Source organism: Stenotrophomonas sp. PA-6-5C, from assembly GCF_021605635.1.
Taxonomy (GTDB): Bacteria; Pseudomonadota; Gammaproteobacteria; order Xanthomonadales; family Xanthomonadaceae; genus Stenotrophomonas; species Stenotrophomonas lactitubi.
This window is the reverse complement of sequence record NZ_WKEE01000058.1, coordinates 19,316-32,132: the sequence shown is the minus strand read 5'-3', so window position 1 is coordinate 32,132 and position 12,817 is coordinate 19,316. Positions and strand designations below refer to the sequence as shown.

Genomic DNA, 12,817 nt, shown 5'->3' with positions numbered 1-12,817 from the left:
GCGGCATTCCCTGCCGGGGGTACTGCTGCATCCTGCGTGCTGTCTTCGGAGAGGGCGGGGGAGGAAGCGGCCGGTGGTGCCGGCATGGCCAGCCAGACCAGGACGAACAGGGTTGATACCGCGGTGACCGCGGGGGCGGTGAGGCTGCGACGCATCCGGGTGTTCATGGTTCCCCCTGTCTCAGGTGACTGGTGTTGTATGCAACTATAACACCGGCACGCCTGTGTGCAAGTCCTGCCCCTACCCAACTGATGGCAGGGGTGGTCATGGCACCGAAATAATCATTCAACTATTTGATTTTCATTGGGAAAGCGAAATCTCGGAGGGCCGCTTTTGGCCAGCCTCCCATTCAGCCATGTCCATGCTATGTCATCAGCCGAGGGCTGGGGCGCGCTGCCAGCGACTTCCGCCACGCCGTGCAAAGCGCAACGGCGCCTGTGCTCCAGAGGGGTGCAGACCCCGGTGCTATAGTTCGGCCGATTCCCGGCCGGCCACGGCCGGACCCCTGGAACGGCTACCGCGGAACGTCTCCCATGCCCTTGTCGACTGCCTCCTCCCGCCGCCTTCGCGGCCTGTCCCTGTTGACCCTGCTGGCCGCAGGCCTGGCCACGTCGGCCGGCGCGTTTGCCGCCGATCTGCTGGATCTGTCGTATCGGCCGCTGGCGGGCAAGCAGCAGGTCAATCTGCAGCAGCGTTACCACGGCCAGGTGCTGCTGGTGGTCAATACGGCAAGCAAGTGCGGCTATACCCCACAGTACGAAGGTCTGGAAGCGCTGCAGAAGCAGTACGCCGGCAAGGGATTTGCAGTGCTCGGCTTCCCGTCCAACGATTTCAAGGGGCAGGAGCCCGGTGACGAAAAGCAGATCCAGGATTTCTGCACGCTTACTTATGGCGTGAAGTTCCCGATGTTCGAAAAGGTGCACGTGACCGGTGCGCAGGCCACGCCGCTGTATCAGCGCTTGACCGCCGCCACCGGTGTGGCGCCCGCGTGGAATTTCCACAAGTATCTGGTCGGGCGCGATGGCCAGGTCATTGCCCAGTTCGCCAGCAAGGTCACCCCGGATGATCCGCAGCTGAAAGCGGCCATCGACAAGGCGCTTGCGGCACCGGCTGTACATTGAATGCCGGCACGGATGCCTCGACATCGACGGCATGCGTGCGACAATACGTGTTTTCGCGCCGACGTCGGCGTCCAGTCACTTCCAGGAATGCAGCGAATGAAAATGGGAATGCGCGGCGCCGCGGCGTCGGTTCTGATTCTGGCGATGGGCACCTCCGGTGTCGCCCTGTCGCAACAACCGGCCGCTCCCTCGGCCGCCAAGGAGACCGCACCCTTGAATTCCCCCAAGCAGAAGCTCGGCTACGCCATTGGCCTGGATGTGGCCAAGTCGTTCGCGCCGATCGCCGATGAAATCGATGCGGCCGCGCTGCGCACCGCCGTGGAACGTTCCTTCGAAGGCCTGCAGCCGCAGATCACCCAGGAACAGGCCAAGGCGACCGATGCCGCGCTGCGCCAGGTAGTGATGGCCCGCAGCGGCCAGCAGGTGCCGGGCGTCGCGCCGGGCTCGCAGCCGGCGAAGGTCGACCGGGTCAAGGTCGCGCAGATGATCGGCGCCTATTCGGTGGGTCCGTCGCTGGCACAGCTGAAGGACGATATCGATACCGCCTCGCTGTTTGACGCGATCAACACTGGCCTGAGCAAGGGCCAGCCGAAGATGACCGAAGCTGACGCCACTGCCACCATCCAGGCGTTCATGGGCACCAAGCAGGCCGAAATGCAGGCCAAGGCCGCACAGGCTGCGCAGACCAACCGTCAGGAAGGCAACGCATTCCTGGCCAAGAACAAGACCCAGCCGGGCGTGGTGACCACCCCGTCGGGCCTGCAGTACCAGGTGATCCGCCCGGGCAGCGGCGAGCGTCCGTTGCCGTCCAGCAAGGTGCGCGTGAACTACGAAGGCAAGCTGCTCAACGGCACGGTGTTCGACAGTTCCGCAGGTCGTGGTCCGGCCGAATTCGGTCTGGACCAGGTCATCAAGGGCTGGACCGAGGGCGTGGCCCTGATGCCGGTCGGCTCGAAGTACCGCTTCTGGATCCCGGGTGAACTGGCGTACGGCGAGAACGGCACCCCGGGTGGTCCGATCGGTCCGAACGCCACCCTGACCTTCGACGTCGAGTTGCTGGGCGTTCTGCCGTAAGCCACCACGGAGTCAGCACGGATATGCGCGTTGCGATTTTTGGTACCGGTTATGTAGGTCTGGTGACCGGCACCTGCCTGGCCGACGTCGGCCACCAGGTGGTCTGTGTCGATATCGACCAGACCAAGGTGGATGGCCTCAACCGGGGCATCATCCCGATCTACGAGCCCGGCCTGGAGCCGATGGTGAAGGCCAACCATGCCGCGTCACGGCTGGTGTTCACCACCGACGCGGCGACCGCCATCGGCCACGGCCAGGTGGTGTTCATCGCCGTGGGCACGCCGCCGGACGAGGATGGCAGCGCGGACCTGCAGTACGTGCTGGCCGTGGCCCGCACCATTGGCCGGTACATCTCGGTGCCGACCGTGGTGGTCAACAAGTCGACGGTGCCGGTAGGCACCGCCGACAAGGTGCGTGCGGCCATTGCCGAGGAACTGGCAGCACGTGGCGCTGATATCGCCTTCGATGTGGTGTCCAACCCTGAATTCCTGAAGGAAGGCGACGCCGTTGCCGACTGCATGCGGCCTGACCGCATCATCATCGGTGCGACCAGCGCCGAGTCGGTCGCCGTGATGCGTCGCCTGTACGCACCGTTCAATCGCAACCACGATCGCGTGGTGGAGATGGACGTGCGTTCGGCCGAGCTGACCAAGTACGCCGCCAATGCAATGCTGGCGACCAAGATTTCGTTCATGAATGAAATCGCCAACATCGCCGAGCGTGTCGGAGCCGACGTCGAGCAGGTCCGCCAGGGCATCGGTTCGGACCCGCGCATCGGCTGGCACTTCATCTATCCGGGTGCCGGTTACGGCGGTTCGTGTTTCCCCAAGGATGTGCAGGCACTGGCCCGCACCGCGCAGCAGGCCGGCCTGGAGCCGAAGCTGCTGAACGCGGTGGAGGCGGTGAATGAATCGCAGAAGGGGCACCTGTTCGCCCTGATCCAGCGGCACTACGACAAGGGTGAGGACGAAGGCGTGCGCGGCAGGACGTTTGCCGTGTGGGGCCTGGCGTTCAAGCCGAATACCGACGACATGCGCGAGGCCTCCAGCCGCCGCCTGCTGGCCCAGTTGTGGGAAGGTGGTGCGACGGTGCGCGCCTACGATCCGGAGGCGATGCATGAATCGCAGCGGATCTTCGGCGAGCGCGACGATCTGGTGTTCTGTGACAGCGCCGACGACGCGCTGCAGGGCGCCGATGCGTTGGTCGTGGTGACCGAGTGGAAGCAGTTCCGCAGCCCCGATTTCCAGATGCTGCGCGAGCGGCTGAAGGATGCGGTGGTGTTCGATGGCCGCAATCTGTATGAGCCGGCCGAAGTCGAGGCCGCTGGCCTTGCGTATTACGGCATAGGCCGGGGACGTTCGTTGCATGTCTGAAGTACCGACCGAACGCGAGCAGGCGCTGGAAGCGCGCCTGGTCGAGCTGGAGATGCGCGTGTCCTTCCAGGAACACGCGCTGGCCGAACTGAGCGATGCACTTGCAGACGCGCGTATGGAAGGCAGCCGTAATGCCGGCATCCTGCGCGTGCTGCTGGAGGACCTGGGCAAGGTCCGCAATGCATTGAATTCTTCTGATCCGGCGAGCGAACCGCCGCCGCCGCACTACTGATCCATATCCTATGAGCGATACCCTCCGCGACCAGCTGATGGGCCTGGGCTTCAAGCCCGCGCCCAAGCCCGAGCGCAAGAATGATGCCCCCCGCCGTGATGGCCGCCCGCAGGGCAAGGGTGGCAATGGCAATGGAAAGCCGCAGCAGGCTGGCAGGGGCGAACACAAGCCCGGCGAGCGGCGGGCGCATGGCAATGGTGGTCCGGGCAAGCCCGGCCAGCAGCGTGGTCAGGGCCACGGGCAGGGGCCGCGCAAGCCGCGAACCGCCGAGGAAATGGATCTGGCCAAGGCTTACGCGATCCGTGCCCAGCGCGAAAAAGAAGAGCGTATCGAGACCGAGCGCCTGAAGCAGGAAGAAGCCCGCCAGCGCCGCGAGGCCAAGGTGAAGCTGGAAGAACTGCTGAAGGACAAGAGCCTGAATGCCGAATCGGCCGACATCGCGCGCCACTTCCCGTATGGCGGCAAGATCAAGCGCATCTACGTCACTGCCGAGCAGCTCAAGGCACTCAACGCCGGTGAACTGGGCGTGGTCCAGCTCAACGGCCGCTACCTGCTGGTGACAGCCGATGTTCTGGCCCAGTCTGAAGCGGTGTTTGCGGCTTCGGTGGCGTTGAAGGTCGACCCGAATGCGCCGGCCGAGGACGATCCCTACGCCGACCCGCAGTACCAGGTGCCCGACGACCTGGTCTGGTAAGTCAACGCGACCATTGTTGAACGCACTGGGCGCCGAAGGGCGCCCGTTGCATGTCAGGAGCAGGGTCATGCAGGAAAGCAGTCCCGGATATTTCCCGCATATCGATGGTCTGCGTGCGATCGCCGTGCTGGCGGTCATCGTGTTCCACCTGGCCCCGGCCTGGCTGCCGGGCGGGTTCACCGGCGTTGACGTGTTCTTCGTCATCTCCGGTTTCGTGGTCAGCGCGTCCGTACATCGGTTGCCGGCGCTTTCGCTGGGGCAGTCGATGCTGCGCTTCTATGCGCGCCGCATCCGCCGCATCGCCCCGGCGCTGCTGACCTGCCTTCTGCTGACCGCCGTGGCAAGCGTGTTGTTCATCCCCGAATCCTGGCTCAGCGAGGCCAGCGACAAGACCGGTTTGATGGCCTTCTTCGGTTTCAGCAACTGGGTGCTGGCGGCCATCGGCAACGACTATTTCGCGCCCAGGGCCGAGTTCAATCCGTATACCCATACCTGGTCGCTGGGCGTGGAAGAGCAGTTTTACCTGCTGTTCCCGTTGCTGTTCCTGGCCTGGGCGCGCGGCCGGCACGGGCGCCGGATCAGCCTGGGCCTGTTTGCGCTGGTCAGCGTGGCGTCGCTGTTGCATGCCGCCGCGCTGGGCATGCGCGAGGCGCCGCCGCCGTGGGCGTTCTATGCCACCAGTACCCGTCTGTGGCAGCTGGGCGTGGGCGTGCTGCTGTTCCAGCTGCTGCATGTGCGCGAACCGCACATTGCGTTGACGGGGCTACCGGCAAAACGCAGTGCGCCATTGTTCTCGCTGCTGGCCACGTTGTCGCTGGCGCTGCTGGGGTGGGCCCTGTGGTCCGCACGCGCCGGCCACTCGCCGTGGCCAGACGGCCTGCTGCCGGCCTTCGCCACCGCCGGCCTGCTGTGGTCCCTCCATCATCACCCGCAGGCGCGGATCGGCCGTCTTCTGGCCAGTTCGCCGATGCGCCGCATCGGCCTGCTTTCCTATTCGCTGTACCTGTGGCATTGGCCGGTGTTCGTGCTGATGCGCTGGACCGTTGGCCTGCAGACGCCGGCGCAGATGGCCGCCGCCGTCGGACTGGTGGTGGTGTTGTCCTGGCTGTCCTGGCGCTGGGTGGAACGACCGTTCCGTGGACCGCTCGCGCAGCGCCTGACGTCCGCACGCTGGGTAGGCACCGGTGGAGTGATGCTGCTGCTTGCAGGTGGCATGCAGATGCTGCTGTACGCGCAGGCACCGCTGCTTTCGTTGAGCACGGTGAGTCGACATCCCGCCGATTGGTACCCCAATGGCAAGAGCGTGGCCCACGACTACCCGGACTGCGCGCTGGACGTCGGCAAGCACCGTTTCGAAGGGGGCAGTGCACGCACCTTCGCCCGCGGCCAATGCAGCCGCCCGGCGGTTGCAGGCGTGCCGGCGCAGGTGTTCGTTGCCGGTGATTCGCACGCCATGGCCTATATCGAACTGCTGCAGCGACTGGCTCTGGATACCGGGACGCAGGTATCGCTGTATGGCCGTGGCGGCTGCCCGCAGATCAGCCTGCAGAAGTGGCGAGGCGCCGGCGCTGGCTGCGCGGCGTTCGATGCGGCCGTGCTGGCCGACATCACGCAGCGGGCGCAGCCCGGTGATGTGGTGGTGCTCGTGTCATTGCGGATCCCGCGCCTGTCCGACCAGTTCGTATTGTTCGATGCGCAGGCGCAGTTGGCCGGTGAACTGACGCCGGAAGCCACCGCCGGACGCGAGACGGAAGTGGCCGAGTCGATCACGCAGTGGAAGCCGTTGGCCGAGCGCGGTGTGCGGATCGTGCTGGAAGCACCCAAGCCAGTGCTGCCGGCGCCGCCCTATCGCTGTTCGGACCGCTTCAATGCACGCAACGAGGTCTGCCGAAATGGCATGGACAGCACCCGCGTGGCCATGGACACCCTGCGTGCGCCCATGCTGGGCAGCCTGCGGCAGGTGGTCGATGGCCTGCCCGGTGCGGTGCTGTGGGACCCATTGCCGGTGCTGTGCGATGCCAACCAGTGCCCGGCGCAGCGGGAGGGCAGGCCGCTGTACTTCGATGGCGACCACCTCAGCGCATACGGCAATCGCATGCTGTTGCCGTCGCTGCGGCAGGTGCTTCTGCAACCGTGAAACCGGGCGTGACCCGGCCCTTCCGGAGCGTTCGCGGGCAGGGGTAGCCCCAAGACAATCCTGTCAGCGGATCATTCCGGATCGTAATCCAGATTCGACGCCAGCCAGCGTTCGGCCTGGGCGCGGTCCACACCCTTGCGGCGTGCGTAGTCGGTGACCTGCTCGCGCCCCAGCCGCCCGACCACGAAATACTGGCTCTGCGGGTGGCTGAAGTAATAGCCCGACACCGCCGCGGTCGGCAGCATCGCGAAGCTCTCGGTCAGCTGCATGTCGGCGTTGGTTTCCGCGTCCAGCAGGTCGAACAGCCGGCGCTTTTCGCTGTGTTCGGGGCAGGCGGGGTAGCCGGGCGCGGGGCGGATGCCGCGGTACTTTTCGTCGATCAGCGCTTCGTTGTCGAGTGTTTCGGCGTGGTCGTAGCCCCAGAATCCGGTGCGTACGCGCTGGTGCAGGCGTTCGGCCAGTGCTTCGGCAAAGCGGTCGGCGAGCGCCTTCAGCAGGATCGCGTTGTAGTCATCGTGGTCGGCCTCGAAACGGGCCACGTGCGCGTCGATACCGATGCCTGCGGTGACTGCGAAGGCGCCGATCCAGTCCTGCTTGCCGCTGTCGGCCGGGGCGATGAAATCGGCAAGGCAGAAATCCGGGCGTTCGGCGGGCTTGTCCACCTGTTGCCGCAGGAAGTGCAGGGTGGCCTCGCCATCGGGATGCTGCACACGTACGTCGTCGCCGATGCTGTTGGCGGGCCACAGGCCGAACACGGCCTTGGCCTGCAGCCACTTCTCGTTGACGATGCGGTCGAGCATCGCGCGTGCGTCCTGGTACAGCTCGCTGGCCTGGGTACCAACGATCTCATCGGTGAGGATGGCCGGGTACTTGCCGGCCAGTTCCCATGCCTGGAAGAACGGTGTCCAGTCGATGTAGGGCACCAGTTCGGCCAGCGGGTAATCATCGAATACATGCAGACCTGGCTGCTTCGGTGTGGGTGGCGTGTACGCCTCCCAGTCGCACTTGAACTTCTGGCCGCGAGCATGCTCCAGCGAGACCAGGCGCTTGGCGTCGCCGCGGTTGCGGTGGCGGGTACGGATCTCGGCATAGTCCGCCTCGTTGGCAGCGACGAACGCATCCCGCAACTCGCGCGAGATCAGCGACTGCGCCACGCCGACGGCGCGCGAGGCATCCTTCACCCAGACCGTCGGCGCTTTGTAATGTGGGTCGATCTTCAACGCGGTGTGCGCACGCGAGGTGGTCGCGCCGCCGATCATCAGCGGCAGGTCAAAGCCCTGTCGCTGCATTTCACGGGCGACATGGCTCATTTCTTCCAGCGACGGCGTGATCAGGCCGGACAGGCCGATGATGTCGGCCTGGTGTTCGCGTGCGGCATCGAGGATCTTCTGCGCCGGTACCATCACGCCGAGATCGATCACCTCGAAGTTGTTGCACGCCAGGACCACGCCGACGATGTTCTTGCCGATGTCGTGCACATCGCCCTTCACCGTGGCCATGATGATCCTGCCATTGCTGCGGGCGGTGTCGCCGCTGCGAGCCTTCTCGGCTTCGATGTAGGGCAGCAGGTAGGCCACCGCCTTCTTCATCACCCGTGCCGACTTCACCACCTGCGGCAGGAACATCTTGCCGGCACCGAACAGATCGCCGACCACGTTCATGCCATCCATCAGCGGGCCTTCGATCACGTCGAGCGGTCGGCTGGAACGCTGCCGGGCTTCTTCGGTATCGGCTTCCACCCAAGCATCCAGACCGTGCACCAGTGCATGCGCCAAGCGTGCGTCCACTGGTTTCTCGCGCCAGGCCAGGTCTTCGGTCTTTGCCGCGCCCTTGCTGCCCTTGTAGCGTTCGGCGATTTCAAGCAGGCGCTCGGTGGCATCACGGCGGCGGTTGAGGATCACGTCCTCCACCCGCTCGCGCAGGTCCGGCTCCAGTTCGTCGTAGATCGGCATGGCGCCGGCGTTGACGATACCCATGTCCATGCCCGCGGCGATCGCGTGGTACAGGAACACCGAGTGGATCGCCTGACGCACGGTCTCGTTGCCACGGAACGAGAACGATACGTTCGATACGCCGCCGGATACATGGCAGTGCGGCAGCGTCTGCTTGATGATGCGGGTGGCTTCGATGAAGTCGACCGCGTAGTTGTCATGCTCTTCAATGCCGGTGGCGACGGCGAAGATGTTCGGGTCGAAGATGATGTCCTGCGGCGGGAAGCCGATGTCATCGACCAGCAGGCGATAGGCGCGGGTGCAGATTTCGACCTTGCGCGCGCAGGTGTCGGCCTGCCCGGCCTCATCGAAAGCCATCACCACCGCGGCGGCGCCATAGCGCAGTACTTTGCGCGCATGCTCGCGGAACAGCTCCTCGCCTTCCTTCAGCGAGATCGAATTGACCACGCTCTTGCCCTGCAGGCACTTCAGGCCAGCCTCGATCACGCTCCATTTGGAGGAATCGACCATCACCGGAATGCGCGCGATGTCCGGCTCGGACATGATCAGGTTGAGGTAGCGGGTCATTGCCGCTTCCGAATCGATCAGGCCCTCGTCCATGTTGACGTCGAGGATCTGCGCGCCGCTGGCCACCTGCTGCCGGGCCACGTCCACCGCTTCCTCGTAGCGGCCTTCCTTGATCAGCTTGCGGAACTGCGCACTGCCGGTGACGTTGGTGCGTTCACCGACATTGACGAACAGCAGGTCCGGGGTGATGACCAGCGGTTCCAGGCCGGACAGGCGGGTAGGGCGGACAGGTGTCATGGCAGGCAGCGGCTCAACGGCAACAGGGCGGAAGATGGATGGCGGTGGCAGTGCTGCTCATGCGGCCTGGACCTGGACGGCAGGCAAGGCGCGCGGCGGCAGGCCGGCTACCGCAAGCGCGATCGCGCGGATGTGGTCCGGAGTGGAGCCGCAGCAGCCGCCGACCAGGTTCAGCAGGCCATCTTCGGCAAAGCCGCGCAGGGTGGCCGCCATTTCCTCGGGTGTTTCGTCGTACTCACCGAACGCATTGGGCAGGCCGGCATTGGGATGGGCGCTGACGTAGCAGTCCGACACCTGCGACAGCGTTTCCACATGCGGGCGCATGGCGTCGGCGCCGAGCGCGCAGTTCAGGCCGATCGACAACGGCCGTGCATGCGCCAGCGAGGCCTGGAAGGCCTCGGCGGTCTGCCCGGACAGGGTGCGCCCGGAGGCATCGGTGATGGTGCCGGAAATCATGATCGGCAGCCGCGCGCCACGTGCATCGAAGGCTTCCTCGATGGCATACAGCGCGGCCTTGGCGTTGAGCGTATCGAAGATGGTCTCGACCATGATCGTGTCGGCGCCACCATCGATCAGGCCATCGATGGCTTCGCGGTAGGTACTGCGCAGCTCGTCGAAACTGGTGTTGCGGAAACCGGGATCGTTGACGTCCGGGCTGATCGAGGCGGTGCGGCTGGTCGGGCCGAGCACACCGATGACGAAGCGCGGCTTGCCCGGCGTGGTCGCCGCCACCGCATCACAACAGGCACGGGCAACGGCAGCGCCCGCCTTGTTCAGTTCGTACACCAGGTGTTCGAGGTGGTAGTCGGCCTGGCTGACCGAGGTGGCGTTGAAGGTGTTGGTTTCCACCAGATCCGCGCCTGCTTCCAGGTAGGCGGTGTGGATGCCGGCGATGACTTCCGGCCGGGTCAGCAGCAACAGATCGTTGTTGCCCTTCAGGTCGTGGCCTTCCGGTGTGCCGCCGTGGTCGCAGCCGGGGCCATGGGTGTGGTCGTAACCGCCGGCGAAGCGCTCGCCCCGATAGTCGTCTTCCTGCAGGCCGTGGCGCTGGATCATCGTGCCCATCGCGCCGTCGATGATCAGGATGCGATCACGCAGGGCAGCGAGCAGCGATTCCACACGTTCCGGGTGCAGCCAGGGCAGGGCGGGCATGTCGACCTCAGGGCTTGTTGGCGATCAGCGAGATCACTTCGAAATGCGGCGGGCGCTTTTCGCGGGTGACCGTTTCCAGGTTGGAGACCTGCAGGCCGGCCTTGTCGACGAACTTCTTCAGTTCCTTGTCGCTGAAGCCGAGGTTGACGTGGCCATAGGCATCGACCGCGGCCTTGTGCTCGTGGCGGGCCAGGCTGCACAGCAGCAGGCGACCGCCCGGACGCAGCACGCGTGCGGCCTCGGTGACGGCCTGCGCCGGCTTGCTGGCGTAGGTCAGTGCGTGCATCAGCACGACCAGGTCGAAGCTACGGTCCTTGAAGGGCAGGGCATGCATGTCGCCCTCGCGCACTTCCACATTGGGCAGGCGGCGCAGGCGTTCGCTGGCGGCGGCCACCACGCGCGCGCTGGTATCGATGCACACGTAACGCCTGGCGTGCGGGGCGACCAGTTCGGCCAGCACACCGTCGCCGGAGGCGATATCCAGCACGTCGCCGGTTTCCAGCAACGGCAGCGCGGTACGCGCCAAGGCTTCCCAGGTGCGGCCAGGGGAATAGTGGCGTTCCATGTCGCCGGCCACGCTGTCGGCCCAGTTCTGGTCGGAAGCGCGGTGGGCAAGCACCGCAGCGACCCGTTCAGCATCCTGGCGCAGCAACGGGTCGTCGCTTCCGTTGCTCAGGGCATGCCACAATGCACGTTGGGCCGGATCCAACTGGCCTTCGTCGAAGCGGTAATAGGCCGACACGCCCGCACGGCGGTCGCGCACCAGGCCGGCTTCCTTCAGGCGCGCCAGATGAGTCGATACCCGCGGCTGTGCCAGCCGGGTGATGGCCGAAAGCTCGGCCACGGTCAGCTCTTCCTGCTCCAGCAGCGCCAGCAGGCGCACACGGGTGGCATCGGCGAACACCTTCAGGCGAGTCGACCAGTCTTCCAGATCCATAAATATCTACCTATCGCGATATAGAGATATATTCGCTGACCGCACCCCTTCCGGTCAAGCCGCAGCTCCCCGCGAGTCAGCCGCCGATGCCCGGCCCCGGTACAATCGGGGCACCTGGGCGCGCGTTGCGCGGCCCATAACATCATGTACCCGGGAGGGTGTTGTGGATTTCAGCTTTACCGAAGAGCAGTTGATGCTGCAGGACGTGGCGCGTCGCATCGCGCAGGAAAAGATCGCGCCGAGTGCGGAGCACCATGACCGTACGGGCGAGTTCCCGCTGGACAACATCCGCCTGCTGGGCGAGAACGGCCTGATGGGCATCGAAGTGCCGGCCGAATATGGCGGCGCAGGCATGGACCCGATCGCGTACGTGCTGGCGATGGTGGAGGTCGCCGCCGGTGATGCTGCGCACTCGACCATCATGTCGGTCAACAATTCGCTGTTCTGCAACGGCATCCTGACCCATGGCAGCGAAGCGCAGAAGCAGAAATACGTGCGCGCCATCGCCGAGGGCGAGGCCATCGGTGCATTCGCACTGACCGAGCCGCAGTCGGGCTCGGATGCCACCGCGATGCGTTGCCGTGCGATCAAACAGGCCGACGGCAGCTACGTCATCAATGGCAAGAAGAGCTGGATCACCTCCGGCCCGGTGGCCAAGTACATCGTGCTGTTCGCGATGAGCGAGCCTGACAAGGGCGCGCGCGGCATCACGGCCTTCATGATCGACACCGACAAGGCCGGGTTCGGCCGCGGCAAGACCGAACCGAAGCTGGGTATCCGTGCCTCGGCTACCTGCGAGATCGAGTTCAACGATTACGTGGCGCAGCCGGAAGACGTGCTGGGTCTGGAAGGCGAGGGCTTCAAGATCGCCATGGGCGTGCTTGACGCTGGCCGCATCGGCATCGCCTCGCAGGCGATCGGCATTGCGCGTGCCGCCTATGAAGCGACCCTGGAGTACGTGAAGGATCGCAAGGCCTTCGGTGCGGCCATCGGTACCTTCCAGATGACCCAGGCGAAGATCGCCGACATGAAGTGCAAGCTGGACGCGGCGCTGCTGCTGACCCTGCGTGCGGCCTGGGTGAAGGGCGAGGGCAAGCGCTTCAGCAACGAGGCGGCCATCGCCAAGCTGACCGCTTCGGAAGCGGCGATGTGGATCACCCACCAGGCCGTACAGATCCATGGCGGCATGGGCTATTCCAAGGAAATGCCGCTGGAGCGTTACTTCCGTGATGCCAAGATCACCGAGATCTACGAAGGCACCTCGGAGATCCAGCGCCTGGTGATCGCCCGCAACGAAACCGGTCTGCGTTGATTTTCCCGTGCCGCGCCGCTGCAATGGCG

General features: G+C 65.2%; 10 protein-coding genes. 7 read left to right on the top strand and 3 right to left on the bottom strand.

What is annotated here, in order from left to right; genetic code table 11:
* The first annotated feature begins 533 nt into the window (after window positions 1-533).
* The 6 genes from GIW57_RS19940 (at window position 534) to GIW57_RS19915 (ending at window position 6,631) form a co-directional block, all read left to right on the top strand.
* Entirely contained in the window at window positions 534-1,121 is a 588-nt protein-coding gene (locus GIW57_RS19940) for a glutathione peroxidase (RefSeq protein WP_089236128.1), read from the top strand.
* Window positions 1,122-1,217: 96 nt separating this feature from the next.
* Window positions 1,218-2,195 (top strand): FKBP-type peptidyl-prolyl cis-trans isomerase, encoded by a 978-nt coding sequence (locus GIW57_RS19935; protein ID WP_099820787.1) that lies wholly within the window; start codon window positions 1,218-1,220, stop codon window positions 2,193-2,195.
* 23 nt (window positions 2,196-2,218) lie between these two features.
* A complete protein-coding gene (locus GIW57_RS19930; protein ID WP_236512469.1) occupies window positions 2,219-3,568 on the top strand; it encodes a UDP-glucose/GDP-mannose dehydrogenase family protein in 1,350 nt (449 codons plus the stop codon).
* Window positions 3,561-3,800: a SlyX family protein gene (locus tag GIW57_RS19925; protein ID WP_025876828.1), complete on the top strand. Its 240-nt coding sequence runs from the start codon at window positions 3,561-3,563 to the stop codon at window positions 3,798-3,800. The genes GIW57_RS19930 and GIW57_RS19925 overlap by 8 nt, the downstream gene beginning before the upstream one ends.
* 10 nt (window positions 3,801-3,810) lie before the next feature.
* On the top strand, window positions 3,811-4,494 hold the full coding sequence (locus GIW57_RS19920) for a DUF2058 family protein (RefSeq protein ID WP_236512467.1): 684 nt from the start codon (window positions 3,811-3,813) through the stop codon (window positions 4,492-4,494).
* A 67-nt stretch (window positions 4,495-4,561) separates the two neighbouring features.
* Window positions 4,562-6,631 carry an acyltransferase family protein gene (locus GIW57_RS19915; protein ID WP_236512465.1) on the top strand — a complete coding sequence of 690 codons (2,070 nt, stop codon included), beginning with the start codon at window positions 4,562-4,564 and terminating at the stop codon, window positions 6,629-6,631.
* A gap of 71 nt (window positions 6,632-6,702) precedes the next feature.
* On the opposite strand, the gene metH is transcribed toward GIW57_RS19915, so the two are convergent.
* The 3 genes from metH to GIW57_RS19900 are packed head-to-tail and all read right to left on the bottom strand — an operon-like array spanning window position 6,703 to window position 11,476.
* Window positions 6,703-9,387 (bottom strand): methionine synthase, encoded by a 2,685-nt coding sequence (metH, locus tag GIW57_RS19910; RefSeq protein WP_236512464.1) that lies wholly within the window; start codon window positions 9,385-9,387, stop codon window positions 6,703-6,705.
* A 57-nt stretch (window positions 9,388-9,444) separates the two neighbouring features.
* Window positions 9,445-10,539 carry a homocysteine S-methyltransferase family protein gene (locus tag GIW57_RS19905; RefSeq protein WP_236512462.1) on the bottom strand — a complete coding sequence of 365 codons (1,095 nt, stop codon included), beginning with the start codon at window positions 10,537-10,539 and terminating at the stop codon, window positions 9,445-9,447.
* Window positions 10,540-10,546: 7 nt separating this feature from the next.
* Window positions 10,547-11,476 carry a metalloregulator ArsR/SmtB family transcription factor gene (locus GIW57_RS19900; protein ID WP_100460457.1) on the bottom strand — a complete coding sequence of 310 codons (930 nt, stop codon included), beginning with the start codon at window positions 11,474-11,476 and terminating at the stop codon, window positions 10,547-10,549.
* Between the two features lie 163 nt (window positions 11,477-11,639).
* Here GIW57_RS19900 and GIW57_RS19895 point away from each other — a divergent pair, with 163 nt between their 5' ends.
* The gene (locus GIW57_RS19895) at window positions 11,640-12,788 is read left to right on the top strand and encodes an acyl-CoA dehydrogenase family protein (RefSeq protein WP_100552959.1); all 1,149 of its coding nucleotides are present in this window, start codon (window positions 11,640-11,642) and stop codon (window positions 12,786-12,788) included.
* Window positions 12,789-12,817 lie beyond the last annotated feature (29 nt).

Bases quoted from the DNA above. Each gene is read 5' to 3' on its own strand.
- GIW57_RS19940 (WP_089236128.1), top strand. From the start codon at position 534: ATGCCCTTGTCGACTGCCTCCTCCCGCCGCCTTCGCGGCCTGTCCCTG.
- GIW57_RS19935 (WP_099820787.1), top strand. From the start codon at position 1,218: ATGAAAATGGGAATGCGCGGCGCCGCGGCGTCGGTTCTGATTCTGGCG.
- GIW57_RS19930 (WP_236512469.1), top strand. From the start codon at position 2,219: ATGCGCGTTGCGATTTTTGGTACCGGTTATGTAGGTCTGGTGACCGGC.
- GIW57_RS19925 (WP_025876828.1), top strand. From the start codon at position 3,561: ATGTCTGAAGTACCGACCGAACGCGAGCAGGCGCTGGAAGCGCGCCTG.
- GIW57_RS19920 (WP_236512467.1), top strand. From the start codon at position 3,811: ATGAGCGATACCCTCCGCGACCAGCTGATGGGCCTGGGCTTCAAGCCC.
- GIW57_RS19915 (WP_236512465.1), top strand. From the start codon at position 4,562: ATGCAGGAAAGCAGTCCCGGATATTTCCCGCATATCGATGGTCTGCGT.
- metH (WP_236512464.1), bottom strand. From the start codon at position 9,387: ATGACACCTGTCCGCCCTACCCGCCTGTCCGGCCTGGAACCGCTGGTC.
- GIW57_RS19905 (WP_236512462.1), bottom strand. From the start codon at position 10,539: ATGCCCGCCCTGCCCTGGCTGCACCCGGAACGTGTGGAATCGCTGCTC.
- GIW57_RS19900 (WP_100460457.1), bottom strand. From the start codon at position 11,476: ATGGATCTGGAAGACTGGTCGACTCGCCTGAAGGTGTTCGCCGATGCC.